The organism is Pseudomonas sp. NPDC078700, assembly GCF_044542375.1.
GTDB lineage: Bacteria > Pseudomonadota > Gammaproteobacteria > Pseudomonadales > Pseudomonadaceae > Aquipseudomonas.
In genome coordinates this window covers 87204-114106 of record NZ_JBITUI010000001.1, presented here as the reverse complement: position 1 = coordinate 114106, position 26903 = coordinate 87204, and the positions used below count along the sequence as shown (strand labels likewise).

General features: G+C 53.5%; 21 protein-coding genes. 12 read left to right on the top strand and 9 right to left on the bottom strand.

Going from position 1 to position 26903, the window contains the following annotated elements:
• Positions 1–50 precede the first annotated feature (50 nt).
• Positions 51–689: a TetR/AcrR family transcriptional regulator gene (locus tag ACIGCM_RS00510; RefSeq protein ID WP_397500104.1), complete on the top strand. Its 639-nt coding sequence runs from the start codon at positions 51–53 to the stop codon at positions 687–689.
• Positions 690–922: 233 nt separating this feature from the next.
• Positions 923–1816: a radical SAM protein gene (locus ACIGCM_RS00505; RefSeq protein ID WP_397500103.1), complete on the top strand. Its 894-nt coding sequence runs from the start codon at positions 923–925 to the stop codon at positions 1814–1816.
• Positions 1817–1871: 55 nt separating this feature from the next.
• Here the strand turns inward: ACIGCM_RS00505 and ACIGCM_RS00500 are convergent, their stop codons facing one another.
• The 8 genes from ACIGCM_RS00500 to ACIGCM_RS00465 all read right to left on the bottom strand — a co-directional run bounded on the left by ACIGCM_RS00500 (position 1872) and on the right by ACIGCM_RS00465 (position 11865).
• The gene (locus ACIGCM_RS00500; RefSeq protein ID WP_397500102.1) at positions 1872–4901 is read right to left on the bottom strand and encodes an FAD-binding and (Fe-S)-binding domain-containing protein; all 3030 of its coding nucleotides are present in this window, start codon (positions 4899–4901) and stop codon (positions 1872–1874) included.
• 229 nt (positions 4902–5130) lie between these two features.
• Entirely contained in the window at positions 5131–6015 is an 885-nt protein-coding gene (locus ACIGCM_RS00495; protein ID WP_397500101.1) for a glycine betaine ABC transporter substrate-binding protein, read from the bottom strand.
• A gap of 55 nt (positions 6016–6070) precedes the next feature.
• Complete coding sequence (locus ACIGCM_RS00490) at positions 6071–6739, bottom strand: ABC transporter permease (protein WP_397500100.1); 669 nt, start codon at positions 6737–6739, stop codon at positions 6071–6073.
• A gap of 2 nt (positions 6740–6741) precedes the next feature.
• On the bottom strand, positions 6742–7740 hold the full coding sequence (locus ACIGCM_RS00485; RefSeq protein WP_397500099.1) for an ABC transporter ATP-binding protein: 999 nt from the start codon (positions 7738–7740) through the stop codon (positions 6742–6744).
• Positions 7737–8426, bottom strand: coding sequence for an ABC transporter permease (locus ACIGCM_RS00480; protein ID WP_397500098.1), 690 nt, complete (start codon positions 8424–8426; stop codon positions 7737–7739). Before ACIGCM_RS00480 ends, ACIGCM_RS00485 begins: the two co-directional genes overlap by 4 nt.
• A gap of 318 nt (positions 8427–8744) precedes the next feature.
• A complete protein-coding gene (locus tag ACIGCM_RS00475) occupies positions 8745–9740 on the bottom strand; it encodes a GlxA family transcriptional regulator (protein WP_397500097.1) in 996 nt (331 codons plus the stop codon).
• A 222-nt stretch (positions 9741–9962) separates the two neighbouring features.
• A complete protein-coding gene (locus ACIGCM_RS00470; RefSeq protein ID WP_397500096.1) occupies positions 9963–10883 on the bottom strand; it encodes an alpha/beta hydrolase in 921 nt (306 codons plus the stop codon).
• 88 nt (positions 10884–10971) lie between these two features.
• Positions 10972–11865, bottom strand: a complete 894-nt coding sequence (locus ACIGCM_RS00465; protein ID WP_397500095.1) for an amidohydrolase family protein — start codon at positions 11863–11865, stop codon at positions 10972–10974.
• Between the two features lie 499 nt (positions 11866–12364).
• Here ACIGCM_RS00465 and tam point away from each other — a divergent pair, with 499 nt between their 5' ends.
• From tam to ACIGCM_RS00450, 3 genes are all read left to right on the top strand, one after another.
• Positions 12365–13135, top strand: a complete 771-nt coding sequence (tam, locus tag ACIGCM_RS00460; RefSeq protein ID WP_397500094.1) for a trans-aconitate 2-methyltransferase — start codon at positions 12365–12367, stop codon at positions 13133–13135.
• Between the two features lie 128 nt (positions 13136–13263).
• A complete protein-coding gene (locus ACIGCM_RS00455; RefSeq protein ID WP_397500093.1) occupies positions 13264–13668 on the top strand; it encodes an antitoxin Xre-like helix-turn-helix domain-containing protein in 405 nt (134 codons plus the stop codon).
• Positions 13668–14363 carry an RES family NAD+ phosphorylase gene (locus ACIGCM_RS00450; RefSeq protein WP_397500092.1) on the top strand — a complete coding sequence of 232 codons (696 nt, stop codon included), beginning with the start codon at positions 13668–13670 and terminating at the stop codon, positions 14361–14363. Before ACIGCM_RS00455 ends, ACIGCM_RS00450 begins: the two co-directional genes overlap by 1 nt.
• 10 nt (positions 14364–14373) lie before the next feature.
• Here the strand turns inward: ACIGCM_RS00450 and ACIGCM_RS00445 are convergent, their stop codons facing one another.
• The gene (locus tag ACIGCM_RS00445) at positions 14374–15630 is read right to left on the bottom strand and encodes a cation:proton antiporter (RefSeq protein WP_397500091.1); all 1257 of its coding nucleotides are present in this window, start codon (positions 15628–15630) and stop codon (positions 14374–14376) included.
• Positions 15631–15991: 361 nt separating this feature from the next.
• Here ACIGCM_RS00445 and ACIGCM_RS00440 point away from each other — a divergent pair, with 361 nt between their 5' ends.
• The 7 genes from ACIGCM_RS00440 (at position 15992) to nirD (ending at position 26886) form a co-directional block, all read left to right on the top strand.
• Positions 15992–18823: a xanthine dehydrogenase family protein molybdopterin-binding subunit gene (locus ACIGCM_RS00440; protein ID WP_397500090.1), complete on the top strand. Its 2832-nt coding sequence runs from the start codon at positions 15992–15994 to the stop codon at positions 18821–18823.
• Entirely contained in the window at positions 18816–19355 is a 540-nt protein-coding gene (locus tag ACIGCM_RS00435) for a (2Fe-2S)-binding protein (protein ID WP_397500089.1), read from the top strand. The genes ACIGCM_RS00440 and ACIGCM_RS00435 overlap by 8 nt, the downstream gene beginning before the upstream one ends.
• A 2-nt stretch (positions 19356–19357) precedes the next feature.
• The gene (locus ACIGCM_RS00430; RefSeq protein WP_397500088.1) at positions 19358–20584 is read left to right on the top strand and encodes a c-type cytochrome; all 1227 of its coding nucleotides are present in this window, start codon (positions 19358–19360) and stop codon (positions 20582–20584) included.
• 451 nt (positions 20585–21035) lie between these two features.
• Entirely contained in the window at positions 21036–21848 is an 813-nt protein-coding gene (locus tag ACIGCM_RS00425; protein WP_397500087.1) for a formate/nitrite transporter family protein, read from the top strand.
• Between the two features lie 51 nt (positions 21849–21899).
• Complete coding sequence (locus tag ACIGCM_RS00420; RefSeq protein WP_397500086.1) at positions 21900–23627, top strand: protein kinase; 1728 nt, start codon at positions 21900–21902, stop codon at positions 23625–23627.
• A 332-nt stretch (positions 23628–23959) separates the two neighbouring features.
• Positions 23960–26521, top strand: a complete 2562-nt coding sequence (gene nirB / locus ACIGCM_RS00415; protein ID WP_397500085.1) for a nitrite reductase large subunit NirB — start codon at positions 23960–23962, stop codon at positions 26519–26521.
• The gene (gene nirD, locus ACIGCM_RS00410; protein ID WP_397500084.1) at positions 26521–26886 is read left to right on the top strand and encodes a nitrite reductase small subunit NirD; all 366 of its coding nucleotides are present in this window, start codon (positions 26521–26523) and stop codon (positions 26884–26886) included. The genes nirB and nirD overlap by 1 nt, the downstream gene beginning before the upstream one ends.
• The last annotated feature ends 17 nt before the right edge of the window (positions 26887–26903 follow it).

Genomic DNA, 26903 nt, shown 5'->3' with positions numbered 1-26903 from the left:
CGCTATTGAGGCATAATAGTCGGCTTCGATTTTGACCACTTAGTCCCTTTATGCAGAAAGAACCCCGTAAGGTCCGTGAGTTTCGCCGCCGCGAGCAAGAAATTCTCGATACCTCGCTAAAACTATTCCTTGAGCAAGGCGAAGACAGTGTGACTGTCGAGATGATCGCCGACGCAGTAGGGATAGGTAAAGGCACCATCTACAAACACTTCAAATCCAAGGCAGAGATCTATCTGCGCCTGATGCTCGACTACGAGCGTGATTTGAATGAACTGCTGCACTCGGCCGATGTGGACCGTGACCAGGAAGCCCTGTCACGTGCCTACTTCGAGTTCCGTATGCGCGACCCACAGCGTTATCGTCTGTTTGACCGTCTTGAAGAAAAGGTGGTCAAGGGCAATCAAGTTCCTGAAATGGTCGAGCAGTTGCACAAAATCCGTGCGTCCAACTTCGAGCGTCTGACCTTGTTAATCAAGGGCCGGATTGCCGAAGGCAAGCTCGAAGACGTGCCGCCATACTTCCACTATTGCGCCGCTTGGGCTTTGGTACACGGCGCTGTCGCGCTGTATCACTCGCCTTTCTGGAGCAATGTTCTGGAGGATCAGGAGGGGTTCTTCCAGTTCCTGATGGATATCGGCGTACGCATGGGTAACAAGCGCAAACGCGATGGCGACAACCAAGGTAGTTAAGTTTTTAGCTGCAAGGCCACTGGCCGATAGCACTGCGCAACGCATTTGCTGAGGCCAGTTCTCGCCGATTACAACTTCACTTACGGTTATGCCTAGCCGGATCTGGCCAGAGTGCGCATCATTTCGAGCGATCATGCAATTGAGGTTTCACTGGAGTGCTGCACCCAGTTGTTCTGTGCCTCTTGGTGCGGGTTTTCAAGTGATCTAACTGATTGAATCTGAGTGATACCTTAATGGCTGCTGAATTTCCTATCGACTATATCGAGCCCGTCTTTCGACCGCCCAGTGAGGCGCATTCGCTGATCCTGCCGGTCACTAACGGCTGTTCGTGGAATAACTGTACCTTCTGTGAAATGTACACTCAGCCACAGAAAAAATTCCGTGCCCGCGATGAGGCGCAGGTACTTGAGGAGATCCGGAAGGCGGGTGAGCAGTTGATTGTTCAGCGGGTATTTTTGGCAGATGGTGATGCCTTGGTCCTGCCGACGCGGCGTTTGCTGAATATTCTCAACGCAATTCGTGAGCATATGCCTGATGTGAATCGGGTATCGAGTTATTGCTTGCCGCGTAACCTGCGCAAGAAATCAGTCGCAGAGCTCAAAGAGCTGGCAGACGCTGGCTTGGGTATGGCGTATGTGGGCTGTGAGTCTGGCGATGATGAAGTTTTGGCGCGCATAAACAAAGGTGAGACCTATGCGTCCAGCCTTAGCGCACTGGAAAAGCTCGGCGAGGCGGGCATCACCCGTTCCGTGATGATCCTTAACGGTTTGGGTGGCAGGGTCTTGAGTGAACAACATGCCGATAACTCGGCCCGGCTGATGAATGCTGCGCAGCCAGAGTTTCTTTCAACCTTGGTCGTCAGCTTTCCTCAGGGTGAAGCACGCTTGCGTCGTGGGTTTGATGATTTTGAACAACTGACTCAACCGCAACTTTTTGTTGAGATCGAACGATTACTCCAAGGTCTTGAACTCAGCAACACGGTGTTTCGCAGTGATCACGCCTCGAACTATCTCGTGCTCAAAGGCAACTTAGGGGCCGATAAGCAACGCTTGCTGGCGCAGGTTCGCGAAGCAATTGAACGGCCACAGCAGGCACATTTGCGTCAAGAATGGCAGCGCGGGTTGTAGGGGGAACGCTGCCAATTTCAGCTGCTAAAACGAGTGTCTTGTCCGCAGTAAGTCATCACGCCTTACATTGCCAAGCGTGCTCAAGTACAACCTCCAATGGATGGCGTAGCTGTTTTTGAGCCATCCGTTTTACCTGGCTTCGGCAGGAGTAACCTGTCGCCAAGGCTTCACTTGGCGCGTCTAATTTAGACGCCCATGATTGCTCAAAAATGGCCCGTGAAGTTTCCTGGTTTTGCGCCTCATGGCCATAGGTGCCCGACATGCCACAGCAGCCGGTCGCCTCAAGGTTTAATACAAGCCCAAGGCGCGCAAATACGGTTTGCCATTGTGTGGTACTCACAGGAACATTAGTTTTTTCAGTGCAGTGGGCCAACAAGCGGAACTCTTGTGGGCTAGGGCAGGGGTTCTCCGGTAGTACATCGACCAGCCACTCCTGAGGCAGCAAGACGTTCGGACAGGCTTTGAGGCCTTCGACCTTCTGATATTCCTGGCGATAAACTAGGGTCATTGCGGGGTCTAGGCCAACCAGCGGTACGTTGCAGTCCGCTAAAGCTTTGAGTTGTCCCGCGTTACGGATTGCTGCCTTGGCGAATGCGCCGAGAAAGCCCTGCACATGAAGCGGTTTACCGTTAGGGCTGTAGGGGGCCAGAAAAACGCGAAAGCCTAACTGGTAAGCCAACTGGATAAAGGACGCCAGCAAAGGAGTTTCAAAGTAGCGAGTGAAGGCATCCTGAACCAGTACAACACTGCGCTCACGCTGAGCTGGGGTGAGTGATCGAAGGTTGGCCGCACTGGCTATTTCGACCTCGCACCGAGTGAGTACACGCTGCAGGTTATAGCGACTGATCAGTGGACTGTCTTGGATGCCAATATGTTGCTTAAGTAAGTGACCGACCCATTTTGAACCCATCACACTGTTATAAAGCCGCGGCGCATACGCCATGTAAGGGATGGTGAATTCTAGGGAGCCGATCAAGTAATCGCGGGCGGGTCGCTGATAGCGACTGTGGTAGAGCTCCAGAAAGCGTGAGCGAAATTCCGGCACATTGACCTTGATAGGGCATTGTCCTGCACAAGATTTACATGCTAGGCAGCGAGCCATCGCATCGTAAACCTCGTGGGAGAAATCCACCTCGCCACGCCTGCGGGCGAAATTGTTACGCAACCGGGTAGGCAGCTTTTGCAGCCAAGCCAGTTTACTTCTGGCTACGTGCAATACATCAATATCGGCAGCACCTTGTAGACGCAACCACTCACGAATCAGTGATGCTCTGCCCTTGGGTGAATGTTGGCGTTCTCGCGTCACCTTCCATGACGGGCACATTGCATCGTCGGGGTCAAAGTTATAACAAGCGCCATTGCCGTTGCAGTACACAGCAGAGCCAAAGCTTTGCCAGACCCGTTCATCAATTTGTCGATCCAGATCGCCGCGCAGCATGACCTCGTCGACTTTAAACAACCCTTGAACAGCATCCACTGGTGCGCAGATTTTACCGGGATTGAGTTGGTTGTAGGGGTCGAAGGCAGCCTTGATCGACTGCAGCGCCGGGTATAGCTGGCCAAAGAATTCAGGCACGTATTCGGAACGCAACCCTTTGCCGTGTTCGCCCCACAACAGGCCACCGTAGCGCTGTGTCAGTTCGGCCACTGCGTCAGAAATGGGTTTAATCAAAGCAGCCTGAGCGTGGTCTTTCATGTCCAGTGCCGGGCGTACATGCAAGACCCCTGCATCGACATGGCCGAACATTCCGTAGTCCAAGCCATGGCTGTCCAGTAATGCGCGCAGCTCCGTGATGTAGTCAGCCAACTGCTCCGGTGGCACGGCGGTGTCTTCGACAAAAGGCTGTGGGCGAGCCTCTCCTTCGACATTACCCAGCAGCCCAACAGCACGCTTTCGCATAGCGTACACACGGGTCACGGCCTCGCGCCCTTCAGCTAGCGTATGGCCAAGCCGCTCAATGCTTTTGTCGGCCTGCAAGTGATAAACAAATTGCGCCACCTGTGCGTCCACTTGCGCTTTATCTTCTCCGCTGAACTCAACTAGGTTAATACCTAAGACTGGGTTTTCAGTGTCGGAAGGAAAATACTCGGCGATGCTGTGCCAGACGATATCGTTCATCGCAAGTAACAGCACTTTTGAATCTACGGTTTCAATGGATAAAGGTTTATGAACCAATAACGCGTTGGCATCGCGCAGGGCGTGCATAAAGCTGTTGTAGCGAATGTTGACTAAGACCGAATATTTTGGGATCGGCAACACATTGAGTTTGGCCTCAACGATATAGCCCAATGAGCCCTCCGAGCCGCACAGCACGCTATTGAGATCGAAGCGCCCATGCTCATCACGCAGATGCGCCAAGTCGTAACCGGTCAAGCATCGGTTTAACCTAGGAAACACTGAGCTAATCACATCCGCTTGAGTTTCCTGTATCTGCCGTGCGGTGCGATACACCCCACCAATACGGCCGGGCAGGGCACAGGCTGTGTCTAGATCATCATCAGCCAGTGGTTGACTGTGTAAAGGTTCGCCACCGAGCAACACGGTGTGCAGTTCCAGCACATGATCACGGGTTTTGCCATAGCTGCAGCTGCCTTGGCCGCTGGCATCGGTATTGATCATGCCACCAATGGTGGCGCGATTGGATGTCGACAGCTCCGGGGCGAAAAACAGCCCATGGGCCTTTAACGCTGCATTGAGTTGGTCCTTGACTACGCCTGCCTGAACGCGCACCCAGCGCTCAGTCGCATTGATTTCCAAAATGTTATTCATATGCCGCGACATGTCGACCACAATGCCATCGGTGAGTGATTGGCCGTTGGTTCCGGTACCGCCACCACGAGGAGTTAGTGCTATTTGACGAAATCGAACTTCGGACATCAACCTAGCAATGCAGGCAACATCCTCTGCATCCAGAGGAAACACCACCGCATTTGGCAAGCGCTGGTATATCGAGTTGTCAGTTGCCAGCACGGTGCGGATCGCATAGTCGGCGCTGATATGACCGCGAAAGCCTTTGGCTCGCAGCTCATCAAGAAATTCAGAATACGGTGGCGCGGGCGTAACTGAAGGCAACTGGGCGATCATTGCAGGACTTCTCTTGAAGGTTGTTCACGGGAGAACACAAACCTGTGTGACCCCGATTTAGTTTCACGTTTTTGCGAGCTGTCTGAGGCAGATTGGGATTAGACGTGTTGTGAGGTCCAAATGATTGAACCATCAGAAGGATTAAGCGCTGCTGATCGCAGGCACCCCTTGGTTGGCTATGCCGTCAAGAGGTGCCTGTTAAGCCGTGTGAGCGAACAAGATAGGGGCGTTAGTTGAGCAACTGGTTATTGCGTAAGAATTCCTTGGCGACATCTTCAATCGACTCACGGCCTACATCGACCCTAGAGTTAAGATTGGTAATGGTTTCATCATTCAGTTTTGATGACAGTGCATTAAGCAGCTCGCCGATTTTTGGGTTGTTGGCAAGAACTTCGGTGCGAATGACGGGAGTCAGTGCATAGCTTGGGAAGAAGTCTTTATCGTCTTTAAGCGCAACAAATCCGAAGGCTGGAATGCGTCCATCAGTCGATAAAACTAAGGCAATATCGACTTGCCCATCCTTTAGTGCTTGATAGGTCAGTCCACCATCCATACGGATGATGCTCTTGCGCTCAAATTTGAAGCCGTACATTTTCTGCAACGGGCGTAAGCCATCTGGCCGGGAGTAGAACTCAGCATTAGAGGCGAATTTATAGGCTTCACCGGCGTTGACTTTCTTCGCCAAGTCGCTGATTGAGACAATACCCGCTTTCTCAGCCTCATCCTTGCGCATCGCAAATGCATAGGTGTTGTTGGCCTTAGAAGGGTTTAGCCACGTGATACCTTTTGGGGCATCCAGCTCGCTAATTTTCTTATAGGTTTCGTCGGCGTTAAGACGCTCTTTGATTTTGTTATAAATAACCAGCGACGTGCCTGTGTACTCCCAATACACGTCGACTTGGCCATTTTCTTGCGCAGCGCGCAAGACGGATGAGCCGAGGTCTGAGCGCTTATTGACCTCGTATCCATTGGCCTTGAGTAATTGGGAGGTCATTTCGGCAACAAGCTGTTGCTCGGTAAACTTCTTTCCACCGACCACAACTTTAGTCGTCGCAGATGCATTGCTAAATACACCGACTACTAGGCAGGTTGTAAGTATCAAGCGGGTTAGCATTCGAAGATTCATCATGCACCTATTGTGAATATTTATTATTTGGGTTCTGGGTCAATCAATGGCGACCGGACAGTCTTAAGCCGCGTGATACCGTCAACCGCTGGATGACACCAAAACTTAAGTCGACGATGATGGCTAGGCCGGCGGTTAGTACGGCCCCGGTAAACATCATTCCGAAATCATTCAAATCGATACCGGTAAATATCAGTTCGCCCAATCCGCCGCCGCCCACTAAGAAGGCAAGCGGAGCAGTACCCACATTGATGGCCAGCGCCGTACGAATGCCGGCAAAAATCACATTCATGGCATTGGGTAGTTCAACTTTCCAAAGGGTTTCTCTGGGTGTCATACCCATGGCTTCAGCCGCTTCGACTAGGTGCGGCGGCACCGTGCGTAAGCCTTCGTAGGTGTTTACAACTACCGGTAGCAATGTTGCGACCCATAAGCCGAAGATGGCTGCGCCACTGCCGATGCCTATCAGGCTCATCGCTAAAGCCAAAAGTGCGAGCTTGGGTATCGCCTGTCCCACGTTGAGAACTTGCATACTCATCATGGCGTAACGCTGATTGGCAGGGCGGCTCATCCAGACGCCCAGTGGCAGCGCAACAAGCAATGCTAACAGCCCACTAACAGCAACGATTTGAAGATGCTGGGCAGTCAGGTAGCAGATATCGTCCCAGTAAAACTGGAAACCCTCCCAGAGGCTGATCATTAAGTCAGGCATGGTCAGTCCACCACCGGTGTGATGTTTTCAACAAGCTTGGCCAGAATGTCACGCTGGTGAACGTAACCGATAAAGCGTCCCGCGCCATCATTGCACAGCGCCCAATCTTGGCCACGACCCAGCAGTTGCGAGAGAACCTGACGCAGATCATCTCCAGGTTTTACCACCAACTGCGAATGCACCGAGACGTGCGTGTCACCTCCCACGACCTGCATTTGCTCGCGTGGAGGAATTTGGGAGGCCACATCAGCCGCTCGCAAAAGACACAAGCGCTTCATTATTCTGTCGCCGCCCATGAAGTTTGCAACGAACTCACTTTTCGGTCGGGCCAGAAGATCGTCAGAACTACCAAACTGTTCGATTTTCCCGTGATTAAACAGGGCAACGCAGTCGGCCATCTTTACTGCTTCGTCGATATCGTGGCTGACGAAGAGCACCGTCTTGCCGACTTGGCGCTGGATGCGCATGAACTCATCTTGAATCACGTCCCTGTTGATCGGGTCGATCGCACCAAAGGGTTCATCCATCAGCATCACTGGCGGGTCAGCTGCCAAGGCGCGTGCAACCCCAATACGTTGTTGCTGACCGCCTGACAATTCGCACGGGTAGCGTTTCAAAAACTTGGACGGATCCAAAGCCACCACTTCCAATAGCTCAGCAGCGCGCTTGCGGCTTTTGGTCTTATCCCATCCCAATAGATTGGGTACGACGCAGATGTTTTCCTCCACCGTCATATTGGGGAACAAGCCTACTTGCTGGATGACGTAACCGATGGAGCGCTTAAGGGTTACGCTGTCCAGTTCGGAGGTGTCGCGGCCACCAATTTTGATTGTTCCCGACGTGGGCGTGATCAACCGGTTGATCATTTTCAGCGTTGTGGTTTTGCCGCAGCCAGACGGTCCGAGCAGTACGCAAATTTGCCCTTCTGCAACGCTGAAAGAGACATCTTCAACGGCAGTGATTGAGCCAAACTGTTTGTTGAGGTTTTCGATCTGGATCACGTCGTGGCTTCCTTCAGTTGGCCAGAGGTCACTTTGTTCTTATTCAGGCCCGTGGGCGTCAAGAGGCGTTGCAGGGCGTAGAGCGCGTAATCGGCCAAAATCGCAATGATGCTGATGATGATGGCACCTGCCAGCAACTGGCGATTATCCGATTGAGCGATGCCTCGAATAATCAGGCTGCCCAAACCACCTGCTCCGATATAAGCGGCGATTGCCGCGATACCTATATTGATCACTGTTGCCATTCTGATGCCCGCCATAATCAGCGGAACGGCAATCGGAAGTTCAACTTTGCACAGCCGTTGCCAGGTTGACATACCCATCCCAACAGCAGCCTCACGCAGCGCCGGATCGAGGTTGGAAATGGCCGTGGTGGTGTTGCGGATAATCGGCAGCTGTGAATACAGAAACAGCGCAATCACCGCCGGGACGACGCCAATCCCGTATCCGATTACCGATAAAGCCGGAATCATGAGTCCGAAAAGTGCGGTCGAGGGAATGGTCATCAAGACAGCGGCAAACGCCAGAACCCAGCGACCTAATTTGGGCCGCTGAGAAATCACTATACCGATAGGCACACCGGTCAGAATCGCCAACCCAACAGCTATTGCAACGATGAGAAGGTGCTGCCCGAGTAGCAAGCCGATAAGCTTACCGTTTTCCAGAATGAAACTCAGGGTTTCCATGGTTATTCTGCCTTTATCTTAATTGTTATTTTTTGCCAGCTGCGCATCTGGAGGTTCGCGCTGGATTTGTACTGAACCATACATCGCTCTAGAGTCGAGTCTGAGTCTTGAGTTCGACGATTTTTATCAAAAAATCGACGTCAGGTCTTTCACAGCTAGGTGAACTGTTACGGATGTATCGGGTGCAGGGTTGCACAAGCCCTGGTTCACCTAGGGCTATACTTGCGCATAGGCTGCGGCAATTGTCGGAGAAATCGTCGGTTTGGGGAACGCATATTGAGGTGGGTCGCTGGCTGAAGACGCGCTTGGGAAAGGTGATCAGGAATGCTCGTCATCAAATTTTCGCCGCTCCTCACCTGGGGTGCAGCTCCAGGTGCGACGGTATGCAGCACCGAGGTGAGAGGCTGAAACAAATCCACAGCTGTAGGCGATTGAGGCAATGGGCTGGGTGCTTTCACGTAAAAGGCGACGCGCTTCATTAAGCCTAAGCTCAAGATAGAATTTCTTGGGTGTCATGCCAAAGTGTTGGTGCCATAGACGCTCTAACTGGCGGTGTGAAAGGTTGCACCTGCCTGCAATATCTTCGATGCCGACAATGTTCTCTAGGTTGTTTTCCATAAAGGCAATTGCGGCGGTTAGCCGTTTATCATGAATTCCAAAGCGCCATTGGATAGACATTCTTTGGTGTTCTTCAGGGGCTCTGATTCGTGCGTGTAAAAATTGCTCTGCAATGCTGGCGGCGAGCTGCTTGCCAAAATCAAGTGATACTTGGGCCAGCATGAGGTCGATCGCCGCTGTGCCACCTGCACAGGTCCATCGATTTTCGTGGTTTACATACAGCTCTCTGGTGACCTCAATATTGGGGAACTCTTCGGCGAATTGGCCAATGGATTCCCAGTGCAGAGTGCAGCGTTTTCCGTCGAGCAACCCCGCGCGAGCAAGAATGAAAGTGCCCGTACTCAGCGCCCCAACTGTTTTTCCTCCGCCAGCTGTACGTTGTAAAAATCGCAGCATTTTTGGTGGGTTTTGATTCTCAATATCGAGGCTTGCCAGCACAAAGACGCGTTCAACCTCAGGTGCCTGGTCAATCGGTAAGGTTTGAATTTCGAACCCACTGCTGGAACTAACCTGACCACCGGACTCAGAGAGCAGTGTCCATTCGTAAAGCGTCTTACCAGATAAACGATTCGCCGCCCTCAAAGGCTCACTCGCTCCAGCGAGGGCCATCATGGAAAATTTAGGCAAAATAAGCAGACCAATTCGCTTGGTTGCATACCTGTTGTCTGGCTCTGTTGGTTGAACAGGGCTTGTCATCGCTGACCCTTGCTTTGAGTGGCCCAGCTTTCGGTAGCCATGACCTTGCAGGCTCTATCTTAGAGCTTGGATATGCGCTCGGCTAGACAAGGTTTTTGTTCAGCGAATGGTAGGCGTGTCGCAAAGGGGCGGTAGCGGGGGGGCCGCTTGGAGAGTCAGCGCCAGGATTTAAATCGCTGCGAGATCGCCGAGTCGGGATCTCGCAGGATAATGGCGGCGCGATTAAGCGCGTGCGCGAATGGCCTCATCAATGTTCTGAATCATCGACTTGAACACTGGACTATCAGCTTGATTCTGCTGGCCGTGTTGCATATTCGGCATTATCAGAGCGCTTGGGCCAGCATCGCCCGGGTAGTTGCGGTGCAAGCGAGCAGACTCAGAAGGCATGTGCAGGGTGTTGTCAGCGCCGTGAATAATCAGGGCAGGCGGGAAACCGGTTGCACCCTCAATAGATTGTTCAGGGTCATAGGCTACATAAGAGGTGTAGGACTTTGCCGTTACATGGCTGCAACCCGGCCAACGGTCAACGCCACCTGCCTCGGTGTAACCGCCCAATTGCTGGTCAACATAGGCTTGGGTGTCTGTATCAAGGGGATAATAGCCCAGCTTGGTTGCAGCGGTGCCCGTATCGAACGGAGCGATAGGGGTATCTCCATCGAGCTGGGATATGGCGGCGTCAGCTGAATCTTGGTCTGCGCGCAATGTTTGCAGGTTGCGGATTTTTGTATAGCTCATCGGCACCCAGAAACGGATCTGCTCAGCGCCTGCTGCCGCCAGTTCAACCACTGCACCCAGGCTAGCTGCTGAGCCCATTGCCCAAGAGGCAACCACAGGCATCTCGCCAAAATTCTTGCGTGCCCAGGCAACGGCGCCAAGCACTTCATCTTTCTGATCTTCGAGGCTGACGTTGGTGATTACAATATCGCCACGCTTAGCGGTGTTGCGCACTTCTTTGTTGGTAAAGAAGCCTGCTACGTCGTAGGTCATCACTCGGTAACCGCGCTCTGCAAGTGCGCGGCCGAAAAGTTGGCCATACATGGATACACCACCGGTGAAGCCCGAGTTGAAGATTACGGGCGGCAGCTTTTGAGCGGCTGCATCGATATTGCCAGGTTCAAATACTGTTCCTTTCAGATTCAGCATTTCGTCCCCGTACTGGACGGCAAAGTTTATTTCTTTTGTAGTAATGTCAGTCATTGTTTGAGTTCTCAACGTTCGGGGTGGGCGTGGGTCAACCTACCAATTGGCCAGAAGCTCCACGAAGAAGCTGGTCAACAGGAATTTGGGTTTGTGTAGAAACATGCTGTGCAACGGCATCAACAAAGCTGAAAGCTTTGGCTAAATCGAACAATTCGCTATAGGGAACACCGTTGTTATCGGTGCCCACATGAGGGGCATCGGTTGCTTCCAGGAGAAGCTTCTCCGGTCCGACGCTGTAAATAATTTGCTCAACGAAGCGGGCCGTTACTTCAGGGCTGGAAGAGGTGCGGTAGCCTGGGCCTTTGAACCACACGTTGCCGCGCTTTTTCGCTTCAGCAAGTAAGGCCAGATACGCGGGTTCTGTGGGCCCTCGCTCGGCATGGCAACTGCCGAGATGGTCGATAACGACCCGCACATTCTCAGGAATCTGTTGCAGCACGCGTAAGTTTGTTTCTGCTTCTTTGGCGTAAATATGCAGATGCTGGTGCGCATGCAGGCGGGAATAAAACATCTCCCATTGCGCATCGCTAAAGCGCGTTGCACCAATCGTTTCAGGCTTGGCGTCGTGAAGTACGATTCGAGCCCCAACAACTTGGGGATGGGCCAAGCGCTCCTCTGTCGCGTAATCAGGTGTTGCCATGATCGTGCCGACCAGTTTTATGTCGCCGTAACGTTCGGGGTTTTCTGTTTGGAGTTTGTTGAGTTCCAAAAACGAGGCAAACACATTTTCAGAGTCAGGCAGGATGCTTAGATGGACATTGTTGAGTACCGCTTGGCTAACACCTGTAGCGGTAAGCTTTTGCAAATAAGCGGTAAGCGGATGCGGTTCAGGAAAAGTGTAGGGCAACGAGCCTTCGACCCGGCAAAGATCTTCCGCGGTGTAAAAGTGCACGTGACTATCTATTCTTTTGATCAGCGGCAGCATGATTATTGTTTCCTGCATGTGTGGGAAAACAATAATCGTCGTCAGCCTTTCAACGCTCCCGTCAACTCGACGTGTAGTATCAAAATTTCGCCATTTGTGTCTTTAAGCTGGTGCAAGCGCCTAGCCGCTTCTTTCAATGAGTTGTTTGGGTGAGTATTGATTTATCGCCGTGGCTATTATCTAACTGGGCAGCGTTTAAATTGGCCATAGAGGCGGGAGCAGTGTTCTCAACCCCACCTTTGATCACAAAAACTATGTTTTGAAATCGTGACTGCATATCTGCAATGCGACAGGCATCCAAGGTTGCTGTTTTAGGGCTCAAACAACCGAATGCTATAGAGCGGGCTCAGGCAATGTCGGGATTTTGTTGTTGTTTAATTCGCTTCTGAAATTACCCATATTTACATTGGGAGGCAGCGCGGGCTCTAGATGGCCTTTGGGGAAGTGCCTCGGCAGGCGTAATCTATGCCATCCGTACGCACCGAAAAAGGAAGCCGCGATGACCTGGTCTGCACAACAGTATTCACTCTTCGAGCAGCAACGAACCCGGCCGGTTCGTGACTTGGTCGCTGCGATTGACTCAACCAACGTGCGCAGGGCTGTCGATCTGGGCTGTGGGCCCGGTAACTCTACCGAGGTGCTGGCACAGCGCTTTGTCGATGCCAGTATCACTGGGCTTGATAGCTCGGAGGACATGCTGGTTAAAGCGCGCCAGCGTATGCCAGCGGTTAATTTCGAGCTGGCGGACATCGCTGCGTGGCAGCCTGCACAGAAGTTTGATGTGATCTTGGCCAACGCTTCTCTGCAGTGGTTGCCGGACCATGCTGCGCTCTATCCGCATTTGGTTGAGCAGTTGCTACCCGGCGGTACCTTGGCGGTACAAACGCCAGACAACTTGAATGAACCTGCACATGTGCTCGCTCGAGAAGTGGCGATGCAGGGCCCTTGGGCCGGTAAGATTGGCGAGGTAAAGCATAATCAACGGCATTCGGCGAGTTATTACTATGAACTGCTTAGCTCACATTGCAGCTCCGTTGATGTATGGCGTACGACCTACTATCACCCACTGGCTGATGGTCATCAGGCGGTGGTTGAATGGTTCAAGGGCACGGCGCTGCGCCCGTTTTTGGCACCCTTGACGGAGCAAGAGCAGGGCGCCTTTATTGATCAATACCTGGAGCGCATCAGCCAAGCTTACACAGCACTCGCCGATGGCTCAGTGTTGTTGCCATTTCCACGCTTGTTCCTGATCGCTCAACGGAGCGGATGAGAGGTCCCGCAGGTGATGTTTCCAGCCATTCAGGCAGCGGGTTAAAGCTGATTTGATTAATCACTTGTTGTTCTGTGGATGTATTTTTGTTATTTTTGAGTCTGTAGATTTTTGGCGGGGTGATCAATATGTCCGCAGTCATACAGACTCAAGATTTTTCCAAAAGCCAGTGTGTGGTTGGGCTACGGGCCGCGTTGAAGATCCTCGACAAATGGCAGGCCACGACTGACCAGGCTTGTCGGGTGTTGCGTATTTCGCGTAGCACCTACACAAGAGCCAAGCAACAAGACGCTGAGTGGTCCGTTGGCTTGGATTCAGATCAAATGCAGCGCATCAGCTTGGTGCTCAATATCCATGCAGCGCTGCGCCTGGTGTTCGACAACCCGGATAATGTCTACGGTTTTGTCTCGATGCAGAACCATAACGAGTTCTTCAATGGGCGCGCGCCCCTGGAGGTCATGGCTCAAGGTGACATGATCTCGCTGTATGAGACGTTCCGGCGCATTGATACGCTGCGCGGTGCCCAGTGGTAATGCTCGACAGCCTTGCTGTTTTAGTGGGTAAGCGGTTGCAGGGTTACCGTTTGGTCAACTCCAAGTTCCCGCCGATTGCACTGTTTGATGATGTTGCCGATGCAGCGGATTTCGACACGATTTACCAGTTGCAGACCATTACCAATCCCAGGCTGCAGAACGAACTCGGGCGGCTGGAGTTGATTGCGCGCACTGAGATTCCATTCGGTATCACTGGCTGTTCATACGCAACGGCACCTTTTACCCACGTAAACCCCGCCGGGTCACGCTTTAGCAACGGTAGCTTTGGCGTGTTGTACGTGGCCGACACCATGGAGGTGGCCATTGCCGAAGTGCGTCATCATCAAGGCCAGTATTGGTCGAAGGTGCAAGGGCTCAACTACGAGCGGTTTGTCTTTAGAGGACTGGCCTGTAGGTTCTCAGAATCTGCGATGCGCGATGCAACGGTGCTGCCGCTTTCCGACCCCATCTACGCCCCGGACGATTACAGTCATGCCCAGTTACTGGGGCACCAAGCCAAGCGTGAGAATTGCCCGGGCCTGCGTTACAACTCGGTACGCTCGCCCGGCAATATTTGTTGGGCGCTACTGACGCCAAGGCTTGTCAGCTCCGTCATCCAGGCCGCCCATTACGAGATGGTCTGGAATGGGCAGATAATTAGCGTGAGTCGGATTACCACGCTGTCAGCCGAGTAGTTTTCAACGGTTAGGGATTAGTCTTTGTGCTGTCAGAGCAGGGAATGACCCGCTTGACCAGTTTGCCGATGGTCATGCCCTGAACCAAGATAGAAAAAACCACCACTAAATAGGTGAGCGAAACCACCATGTCGCGCTCTTCACCCGGCGGTAAGGACAGCGCCAGCGCTACCGATATTCCGCCGCGCAAACCGCCCCAAGTGACAATGCTCCATGAGCCTTTTGGCAATTTAAAGCGCTGACCCAGCAATGCAATCGGGCCTCCCACCGTGAGCAACCGCGAGAGCAACGTCAGCAGGATAATCATCAGGCCAGTGACAATAAGTGAGTTTGAAAACTGGATCAGAACCACTTCTAAACCGATCAAGACAAACAACACTGCGTTGAGTATTTCATCGATCAGCTCCCAAAACATATCGACGTTCTTCTCTGTCTGTTCAGACATCGCACAGGAGCGCCCTTGATTGCCCACAATCAAGCCCATCACGACCATCGCCAGCGGGCCGGAAATATGCAGGTGAGTTGCGACGGCATAAGCGCCGAGTACAGCAGCGAGGGTAATAAGCACTTCCTCTTGGTAGCTGTCGATACTCTTGAGCATCCGGTAAGTGACATAGCCCACCAATCCACCGAGCAGTGCGCCGCCGCCGGTCTCTTTGAGTAGGAGTTGTGATGCACCAGAAACCGATGGCGCTTCACCGCTGGCGATCATCGCTAGAATCAGGGAAAACAGCACAACACTGACGCCATCGTTAAACAGTGACTCTCCCGAAATTACCAGTTCGACGCTTTTTGGTGCTCCTGCAGATTTGAGGATGCCCATCACTGCGATAGGGTCGGTTGGCGAGATAAGCGCACCGAAAACCAGGCAGTAGGAAAAGGGCAGCTTCAGGTCAGTGAGCGATAACAGTTGCCAGAGCACAACGCCGATAAACAGCGTCGACAAGGTGGTGCCCACCACCGCTAAAGACGCAACTTGCCAGCGATAGGCGCGCAGTTGCGACAAATTAACGTGAAGCGCGCCAGCGAACAAAAGCAGTGACAGCATGCCCTGCATCAGCAGTTCAGAAAAATCGATGGACTCAAGCAGCGATTGCTCGAGTTTGTGCAGGGTGTGAAAGCCCAGTGCATCGAACGTCATGTTCAACAAAGACAATATCAGTGCAATGCCCATGACGCCGATAGCAGGCGGCAGTCCTACATAACGGCGGTTAAGAAAGGCGAGTACGGCCGTGATGCAGAGAAATACCGCAATGATGTCCAGCATTACGCAGAGGACTCCTTGTGATTGGGTTTTGTCGCTAAGGACAGCAGCTCTGGCTGTTAAAGCGATGCAGCCAGCGTCATACCGGTGTTTGTTTCAAAGACCCAGCATACACCAGCAGCGATGCGCCTCTGGCATCGCTTGCTTCACCCGACTGGCATAGAACCGTAAGCCGCGTTATTGGCTTTTTTTGCGTTTTTGTAGCGGTTTATTTGCCGCACAGACTGAAACCCAATAACCTAACCGGTAAGTCAGGTTTTGTTGCCGCTTCAGTGCCCTGTTTGTCTGAGAGCACGGTGTTGAGCGTCTAAGCTTGCAATACATAAGCAAAAGGGCAGGCCGATAACTGCCCAGAGGATGATTTATGTCCAACCGTGATATATCCCGACGTTCGTTCCTCCAGGGCGGGCTGGTGGCGGGTGTGAGCGTAACGCTCTTGCCGCTGAGCAGTAAGGCCATGGCGGCCCTGATGGAAAACAGCGTAACAGTGCCGTCTGAGCAGTGGCTCGGCAATAACGGTAAAGCTCGTTCGCGTAATGATGCCTTGTCGAAAGTGTGTGGCAGTAAAGTCTTCGCCCGCGACATTCGCGCCAAAGACATGCCCGGCTGGCCAGAGCAACAAGGCCACGCCATGCTCCTGAAAACCATCAAAGCAGACCATATCTATGCAGGCATGGACCTGTCATGGCTTGGCGCACAGTTGCAGCCAGACCGCATCGTCACGGCTGAAGACCTGAGCAAAGATGGTATTGTTTTCCCGGAAGAGCATGCGCCAGACCCGTTATTGCCGATTGGTAAAGTGCCGATGTTTATTGGCCATCCGGTGGCGATTCTGATCTGGAACGATTTCGAGCGTTTTCGTCAGGCCAAAGCCAAGCTCAAGTTCAATGACAAGGCAATACGGTACGGTGCCAAAGCGCCGTTATATGAAACTGATCCCTACGGCAGTTTCCGTTACGTGCGCGTTGGTGGTGCCACGTCGGCCGATGAGGACGAGTTCGCCAGCCTCAAGGATTCGATCCTGTTTCCGATGCTGCGTAACCGTCGCCCGGTGTGGAACTCCCAGCCAGATTTGCACGGTAACCTGACTGAGCGCGGGTTGTTTTATGCCGAGCGCATGAAGCAGCAGATCGACAGCCCACCGGATAATTGGCTGGTGTTTGATGAGCGTTACAAAACGCCATCTATCGAGCCTGCCGCAATGGAGCCTGACAACGGCAATGGCTGGTTTGACCCGGCAACCAAGACCCTGCATTTTGTAGTCGCCACTCAATGCCCACATGAAGCGGCGACTGAAACCGCGAAGATGATCGCGCCGTCGCGTTTTGGGTTAGCCAAGCTCAATATGCATCCGGGTTACACCGTCGGCTATGGTTCCAAGGATCACAATATCTTTGTCTACTACGCAGCACTGGCGGCGTTGTATGGTGCTGGTGTGCCGGTGCGTCTGGCCAATGACCGCTATGAGCAGTTCCAGAGCGGGATCAAGCGTCATCCATTCGATATTCGCTACCAGTTGGCAGTGGACAAAACCGACCACAGCTTCAAGATCTTCCGTGCAGAGATGACTGTCGATGGCGGTGGTCGAGCCAACTATAGCCCTTCGGTAGCGGCGGTTGGCGCTACCGCAGCACAGTCGATCTACTACATGCCGCAGAACGACCTGCAGGTCACGGCTTATCATTCGCGTGGCGTAGAAGCAGGTTCGATGCGTGGTTACGGCACACTGCAAAGCATGGCATCGACCGAAATGATGGTCGATGAAATTGCCGATCGACTGGGTATTGATGCCATTGATCTGCGCAAGAAAAACGCCATGGTCTCAGGCATGAAAAACACCCAAGGCGCGGTGCCTGCTGGTGCCTTGCGCCTGCACGAAATTCTCGACAAAGCGGCGTCTCACGAAGTTTGGAAAAATCGCGACGCACTCAAGCAGCAACGCGAAGCGCAAGATCCTGATCATTGGTACGGCGTTGGTTTCGCCATATGCCAGAAAGACTTCGGCACCGGCTCCGAAGCGCCGATGGCAAGTATCGAGTTCACCGCTGATGGACACATCAGCCTGCGTCACATCGGTATTGAAATTGGCACCGGCATGTCGACGTCTCAAGCGTTGGTCGTGGCCGATTTTCTCGGTATGCCTGCGAGTGACGTGAAGACGGGCGAAACCGAGTGGCCAGAACTGCAGCTTACGTCGGGCGGTAACCCATACACCATGAGTCAGGCCGAACAGGACAGCTTCTTACGCAACCCACGCTGGGTTGGCAAGTTGGCTTCGGCGTCGTCGGCGACTAACTCCGCCTACTACTTTAGCCACGCCACCCGTGAAGCGGCACGCGTGCTGTTCAACCACGGATTATGGCCAGCGGCATTGCAGATCTGGGGTCAAGGCCCTTACGGTGGGCAGGCCAATCCTTACGTGGTACGCCGTGAAGATGCCCATTGGGTTGACGGCAAGCTGACTGCCAATGGGATGCAACCCCTGAGCTTTGCCCAATTGGCCAAACACGCCCATGAACAAGGTCTTGTCACCGGCGCAACCGTGCACGGCTTTAACCGCTGGAGCTGGGCGCAAGCCGAGTTCAGCATCGATGGTGTACGTGAGCGGTTACCGCTCGATAGCCTCGCAGTGAAGTACGGTGACGGCGCTGCCAGTGTGAAGAAGGCGCAAATGAACAGCGCAGGCTTCCATCTACTAGACCGCCAGAACGTGCACTACCCCGACACTCAATTGAATAACGCGGCAGTGACTTACTACAGCCCGGTGGCGACGCTGGTTGAGCTGAAAGTGAACAAGGGCTCCAATGAGGTGCAGGTACTGAACCATCATTCCTGGGTCGAGTGTGGACGAGTGCTGGTGGAGGAGCTGGTTAGAGGCCAGCTTGAAGGCGGAATCGCCATGGGGATTGGCCATGCGCTGATGGAGGAGATGCCGCTGTATGAAGGTGGGCCGGGAGAGGGTGACTGGAACTTCAACCGTTACCGACTGCCGATGTCGCGCCATGTTGCGGTGTGGCAACAGACGGCGGAAATCTTGCCGCCCCTGTCACCCAGCGATCCATCCAAAGGCATTGCTGAGGTGGTGATGATTCCCGTGGTTGGTGCTATCGGTAATGCCGTGACCCACGCCATTGGCAAACGCATCCGCGACCTGCCTATTACTTCTGCGCGCATCAAGGAGGCCCTCAATGGCTAATCGTCCTCTGCAACTGACCCTCAACGGTAAAGCCGTCGACTCGGCGGACATCCCTGATGACCTGCCGATGATCGATTACCTGCACGAATACAAAAACCTCACTGGCTCGCGCCTGGGCTGTGGCCAGGGTATTTGCCATGCCTGCGTGGTGATCGTTGATAACCCCGACGGCACCTGTGAAGAGGTGCGTACCTGTATCACTGGCGCGCATTACTTCGCAGGCAAAAAAGTGCGGACCATTGAAGGTCATGCGAGCCGTGATGAACAGGGCAAGGTGACTGAACTCAACCCGATCCAACAGCGTTTTGTGGATGAGTTTGCCTTTCAGTGCAGCTATTGCGCGCCAGGCTTCGTCAATGCGGCCACTGTATTGGTGGAGACGCTCAAGCGCCAGCCGGTGGTAAAAAGCCAATTGGAACAAGTCATCGAGGACAGTCTTGGTCATCACATCTGTCGTTGTACAGGCTATGTTCGCTACTTCAGCGCCACGCGCAATGTGCTGACCGACCTTGGTCTGGTCAAGGAGGGTTGAGCATGACGCATATATTTGCCCGTTTGACCTTGGCGATCGGCCTGGCTGCATCACTGTCCATGGCCCAAGCCGATGATCAGGTACAGCACGGCGAGTACCTTGCCCGTGCAGCCGATTGCATGGCGTGTCACACAGCGCCTGGCGGTGCGCCGTATGCCGGTGGTCTGCCAATCGTTTCGCCATTTGGCACCATTTATGGCACCAATATCACCCCGAGCAAAGAACACGGGATTGGCCTGTACAGCGATGATGAGTTTTTCGCGGCGCTCACCGAAGGCAAACGCCGCGACGGTGCCAACCTGTATCCGGCGATGCCCTATACCTCATATCACCTGATGCCCCGTGAAGACTCCGATGCGATTCACGCCTACCTGAAAACCATCGAGCCGATTGAGCGCAATGGGCCAGAAACCAGCTTGAGCTTTCCCTTCAATGTGCGCCTGGGTTTGCTCGCCTGGAACATGGTTTACGCCAAGGATCTGCAACTGCAACCCGCAGAGGGCAAAAGTGCAGCCTGGAAACGTGGCCAGTACATGGTTGATGTGCTCGGTCATTGCGGCGAGTGTCACACGCCTCGTAGCCAGACCGGTGCGATGGAGCTCGACAAACGCCTGACCGGTGGTGTGCTCAATGGCTACTTAGCGCCGAGCTTGTTGACCAATGACTTGGCCGAGCGTGGCTGGAATCATCGAGATCTAAGTACTTTTCTCAAACATGGTATGAGCGCCCAAGGCACGATGTTTAACGAGATGTTCCCGGTGTTCCACAACAGCACTCAATACTTAAGTGACGCTGATCTTGCAGCGATGGCGACATTCTTGCTCGGTGATAAACCACCCGCGACAAAAACGCTGACTGAAGTGCCGTTTGACAAGCTCAGCCCAAGTGCCCAAAACGGCCGCCAGCAGTACCTTAACGTTTGCGCCGGTTGTCACGCACCAGATGGCGAGGGCAAACCGCACATCGCCGTGGCCATGCGCGGCAATACCACCTTGCGACTGGATGATCCGCGTAACTTGTTGCGGGTGATTGAAGACGGGATTGGTGAGCAGCAGTTTACCGGCTTCGAGCGCATGCAACCGATGCCGGGCTTTGCCGACAAACTGAACCATGAGCAACTGACCGATCTGCTTAATTATCTTCGCCAAAGCTGGGGTGGTCAGGCCGGCAATATGGTGGTCGGTGATGTGCAGAAATTGCAGGAAGACGCGCCGCGGATTGAGCATTAAGCGCTAATTAACCTGTCCTAACCGCCACCAATAAACCCGCCGTCACCTAACCAGGTGGCTGCGGGTTTTTATTTGGCCAGCCATTTAATCTCCCAGCAGCACGCGGTTACAGGATGGGGCATACAGCTTGAGCTGTGCTCCGTTTTGGTTCCTTTTGCTCCGGGGCATGCGTGGCAAAGGATACGAGAGGCGCCTCTAAACTGCGGATCAGCGTTAACTGAGCAGGGTTTGGCGCGTAACTTGCTTTTTCAATACTTAGTTAGGTAACACAATTGCTCAACGCGCAACGTGGCCCAATGATCAACGGCGATCAGACGGTATTAAACCCAGTTGTTCGTTGGGCTAAACAGGGCGGTTGAGCCCTAAAAGTTAACAGGCAAAGGCGCCTGGAGCTGAAAGGCTTCAGGCGTCTTTTTTTTGCGTTTAAAAACTCACCCTCAGAGAGAAAAACATGTCCTATCTAGCTCCTGCTGAGTTTGTCAGCAAAATGGTGGATGCAGGCGAATCGAAGGTTTTCATGTCGACTCGCGATACCCTTATTCGCGCATTTATGGCCGGCGCGATCCTGGCTTTGGCAGCTGTTTTTGCAATTACCATTACCGTGCAATCAGGCATGCCACTGGTTGGTGCTATGTTGTTCCCGGTCGGCTTTGTGATGCTTTACCTGATGGGGTTTGACTTGCTCACCGGGGTTTTCGTACTCGTGCCTCTGGCGCTGCTCGACCGCCGTCCTGGAGTGACTGTAAATGGAGTGCTGCGCAATTGGGGTCTGGTGTTTCTTGGCAACTTCGCCGGTGCACTGACCGTGGCGTTTATGATGGCCTTCGTCTTCACGTACGGTTTCTCTACCAGCCCGGGCGTCATTGGTGAAAAAATCTCGCACATTGGTGAGGCGCGCACCTTGGGTTACGCGGAATACGGCCTTGCCGGTTGGTTGACCATTTTTCTGCGCGGCATGCTGTGCAACTGGATGGTTTCAATGGGCGTAGTTGGCGCAATGATCTCGACCACAGTGAGTGGCAAAACCATCGCCATGTGGATGCCGATCATGCTGTTCTTCTACATGGGCTTTGAGCATTCGGTTGTGAACATGTTCCTGTTCCCATCAGCCATGATCATGGGCGGTAACTTCTCAGTGATGGACTACATGCTGTGGAATGAAATCCCCACTGCACTGGGTAATCTGGTTGGCGGCATGGCATTCACTGGCCTGACGCTGTACACCACCCACGTGAAGACTGCTCCCAAGCGCAGCTTCAACTAATTGTGCGATCACGGCTCGCCGGCATTGCTGGCGGGTCGTGTTGGGAGCCACATGGCAAGCCAGCTGAAAGTATCCATTGGGCAGTGCTCAGATAAAGGGCGAAAGGCTGCCAATCAGGATTTTCATGGTGTTTTCATCCCACTTGAGCCGCAGCTCACCGCTAAGGGCATTGCCATTGCGTTGGCTGACGGCATCAGTAGCAGTGCTGTCAGTCATATTGCCAGCGAGTCAGCTGTCGGCAGTTTTCTCAGTGATTATTTCTGTACCTCTGAGGCTTGGTCGGTAAAAAAGTCGGCGCAGCGGGTGTTGATGGCGACCAATTCCTGGTTGTATGCACAAACACGGCAAAGCCAATACCGCTACGACCTGGATCGAGGTTATGTGTGCACCTTGAGCGCCATGGTGATCAAGTCAACCACTGCGCATATCTTTCATGCCGGTGATACGCGTATCTACCGCCTGCGTGATTCGACGTTGGAGCAATTGACTGAGGATCACCGCCTCTGGATCTCACAAGACAAGAGTTACTTGAGCCGGGCGATGGGGGTCAATACGCACCTTGAGCTCGACTACAGAAGCCTTCAGGTGGAGCAGGGTGACCGATTTGTCTTTGCCACTGATGGTGTTTATGAGTTTGCCAGTTCGGCGTATATGGTCGAGTTGATTCAGACCCTGGATCACGATTTAGAGGCGGCCGCGCGTTCGATTGTCGAGCACGCCTATGCGCAAGGCAGTGATGACAATTTAACGGTGCAGATAGTCAGGGTCGACAGCGTACCCCTGCAAGATGCCAGCGAGTTGCAGCAGCAACTCACGGAGTTGCCTTTTGCGCCGGTGCTTGAGGCACGTGCGGAGTTCGACGGCTATCGGATTATTCGTGAACTCTATGCCAGCAGTCGTAGCCATATTTACTTGGCGCAAGACATCGAAACTGATGCCCAGGTTGTACTCAAAGCACCCTCGGTCGATTTGCAGCATGATCTTGCGCATCTGGAGCGCCTGCTCAGCGAAGAGTGGGTGGCACGGCGCATCGACAGCCCATACGTACTCAAGGCTCCAGTGCCGACGCGCAAGCGTAATTATCTGTACAGCGTCAGTGAATTTGTTGAGGGGCAAACGCTGCGTCAGTGGTTGCTCGACCATCCTCAGCCTGAATTGGAGAAGGTGCGGGCCATGGCTGAGCAAATCGGCAAAGGCTTGCAGGCGTTTCATCGCCTGGAAATGCTCCACCAGGACCTGCGGCCTGACAACATCATGATTGATGCCGATGGCAGCATAAAGTTGATCGACTTCGGCTCGGCACAAGTCGCCGGACTGATGGAGATTACTTCGCCAATTGAACGCAACCAGTTGCTTGGCACTGCACAGTACACGGCACCAGAATATTTCTTGGGAGAGTGCGGCTCACAAGGGTCTGACCAGTTCTCCTTGGCGGTGATTATTTATCAAATGCTCAGTGGTCACTTGCCCTATGGTGCCGATGTGGCCAAGTGCAAAAGCCGTGCAGCACAAAACCGTCTGGTCTATCAGCCCTTGCATGATGCTAACCGCGAGTTGCCTGTGTGGCTTGATGATGTGCTACGTAAAGCCCTGAACCCCGACCCACTCAAGCGCTATCCGGCGCTCTCAGAATTTATTTTCGAGTTGCGCCAACCGAGCAAGAACGTGCTCAACAAACACCGTGCGCCCCTCTTGGAGCGTAACCCTTTGTTGTTTTGGAAGAGTTTGTCAGCGCTTCTGGCGGTGCTGGTCATTTGGCTGATAAGCAGGGGCCAGTAAGCGAACGGGCATCAGACTGGTGCGTCGGATGGGTTGACTGCACCATCGCTGTTCTAAAAGCCCCTTGTTGTTACCCTCGATTTAGTTGGAAAGCTTCTAAAACATTACTTTCATGGATGTGGCATAAGCCTTGCTTTTACTGAGGTAATGCTCTCACCAGCTGAGGGCCGCTCACTCGATCAATGGCGATCCGAACGTGGGCAAGCATCGCTAAACAAGGCATTGCGGCCTTGGGTTTAGCTGCAACTAACAGGCAAAGGCGCCTGGAACCTTCTAGGTTCCAGGCGTTTTTTTTTGGTTTTAAAAACGTGATTGGCTTGTACAGGTGCTCTATGAACTCCACTGTCGCAACCTTGAATAATCTGCAAACCCTGATCGTTATTGGCAACGGCATGGTCGGTCATCACTGCGTAGAGCAATTGATAGAGCGCGGTGCCTTGTCTCAATACAGCATTCATGTGTTCAGTGAAGAGCCGCTGCGGGCCTATGATCGTGTGCATCTTTCCGAATACTTTACGGGTCGCGATGCCGAGTCCCTGGCCCTAAGTAGCGCAGCGCTTTATCAGCAACCGGGAGTAACCCTGCATTTGGGCGTTCCTGTGCTGGAGATTGACCGCCAACGCCGCGAGGTGATCAGCGCAGAAGGCTGCTTTACGTTCGATAAGCTGGTGCTTGCGACAGGCTCTTACCCGTTCGTGCCCCCTATTGAAGGTGCCGAAGGTGACTCGCGTTTGGTTTACCGCACATTGGCTGACCTGGACACTATCCAGACAGCAGCCAAAAACGCTCGCCGCGGTGTGGTCGTGGGGGGTGGTTTGCTTGGATTAGAAGCAGCCAATGCGTTGAAATCTTTAGGGCTGGAAGCTCACGTGGTGGAGTTTGCACCGCGGTTGATGCCTGTGCAGCTGGATGATCACGGCGGCTTGGCGCTCAAGGCCCAGATAGAAGCCCTTGGCGTGAGTGTGCACCTGTCCCGCGCAACCCAATCGATCAGTGCGGGTGGCGAATACCGTTACCGCATGAACTTTGTTGGCGATGAGTTTCTTGAAACCGATCTCATTGTATTTTCTGCGGGGATTCGCCCGCAGGATGCGCTGGCTAAACAGTGTGAACTCGAACTGGGTCCGCGTGGCGGGATAGCAATCGACAGTCAATGCCGGACCAACGACCCGCATATTTATGCCATTGGTGAGTGCGCCGCATGGAACGGTGGCGTCTTCGGCTTGGTTGCTCCGGGTTATCAAATGGCTCGCGCGGTGGCGACCCAGCTTTGCGGGGAAGACAGCGACCCTTTCATGGGGGCCGATATGTCAACCAAGCTTAAATTACTCGGGGTCGATGTTGGTTCCATTGGCGATGCGCACGGCGCCACCCCAGGTTCTCGCAGTTACCGTTTTATTGACGAAGCCACTGCCAGCTATCGCCGTCTGGTCGTTTCGCCCGACGGTAAGCATGCCATCGGTGCAGTTCTGGTTGGCGATAACAGCTATTACGATACCTTGCTGCAATACGTGCAAAACGGCATCAAGCTGCCCGCTGATCCTTCCTGTTTGATCTTGCCGCAAGGCGAGGGCGCTCCTGCGTTGGGTGCTGATGCATTGCCGGATACGGCAACCATCTGCTCCTGCCATAACGTCAGCAAAGGCGCGATTTGCGCAGCTATTGACGGCGGTTGTGGTGACCTTGCAGGCCTTAAGTCCTGTACCAAGGCAGCAACAGGTTGCGGCGGCTGTGCGGCGCTGCTTAAGCAAGTTTTTGAACATGAATTGACGGCCCGAGGTGTAGTTGTAGACAAGAGCCTTTGCGAGCATTTTGCCTATACCCGTCAAGAGTTGTACGCGATTGTGCGTGTCGAGGGCATCGAGACCTTCGATGAGCTACTCAGCAAGCATGGCAAGGGTCATCTGGGGTGCGACATCTGCAAACCAGCGGTGGGTTCGGTGCTGGCGTCTTGCTGGAACCGCTCGATTACCGACCCCTTGCTGGTGTCGTTGCAAGACACCAACGACACCTTTATGGCCAATATGCAAAAGAACGGCACCTACTCAGTGGTGCCGCGGATTCCCGGTGGCGAGATCACCCCGGATGGCTTGTTGGCAATTGGCGCGGTGGCGAAAAAATACGACCTCTACACCAAAATCACCGGTGGTCAGCGCATTGATTTATTCGGCGCACAACTTCATGAGCTGCCGGATATCTGGGGTGAGTTGATCGCGGCAGGTTTTGAGACAGGCCATGCCTATGGCAAATCCTTGCGCACAGTTAAATCCTGCGTTGGCAGCAACTGGTGCCGGTACGGTGTGCAAGACAGTGTCGGCATGGCGTTGCTGCTTGAGGACCGCTACAAAGGCTTGCGCTCGCCGCACAAAATCAAATTCGCGGTCTCTGGCTGCACCCGTGAATGTGCTGAGGCGCAAAGCAAAGACGTTGGCGTGATTGCCACTGAAAACGGCTGGAATCTTTACGTCAGTGGTAACGGCGGTATGCGCCCACGTCACGCTGAACTCTTTGCGACGGATTTGGATGACGCAACCCTGATCCGCTATATCGACCGCTTTTTGATGTTCTACGTGCGCACGGCAGATCGTCTGCAGCGGACGTCGGTGTGGCGTGAATCACTGGAAGGGGGGCTGGACTATCTCAAGGCGGTCATCATCGAGGACAGTCTCGGCCTTGCGACTGAGCTTGAGGCGCAGATGCAGCTTGTAGTCGATCGTTATGAGTGTGAGTGGGCCAATGCATTGAAAGACCCGGAGAAGCTCAAGCGCTTCCGTACCTTCGTCAATGACAAGCGCAGCGACCCGGATATTCATTTTGTAAAGGAGCGCGAACAACGTCGCCCTGTTCGCGATACCGAGCTGTCCCTGATTCCGTTATTTGAAGAGGTGGTCTAATGAGCCAGTTACGCGTAGCCGATCAAATTCAACAGTGGCAAGCGCTGTGTAGCAAACAGGATTTGGTCGCCAATTCCGGTGTGGTTGCTTGGGTCGAGGGTGTCCAAGTTGCTTTGTTTTATCTGCCGGGGGAGGCCAATGACAAGCAGCTCTATGCAGTCGATAACCGTGATCCAAAGTCCGGTGCTAACGTGATTGGTCGCGGTATTGTCGGCAATCTGGCAGGCGACCTGGTGATTGCTGCACCGCTGTATAAGCAGCATTTTCGCCTAGATGATGGCAGTTGCCTGGAATACCCAGAGCAACAACTGCGCACCTGGCCAGTACGCTTTGCCGGGGAGCATGTAGAAATTGCCATGAGCTGAGCGTTGCAGTTTCAGGG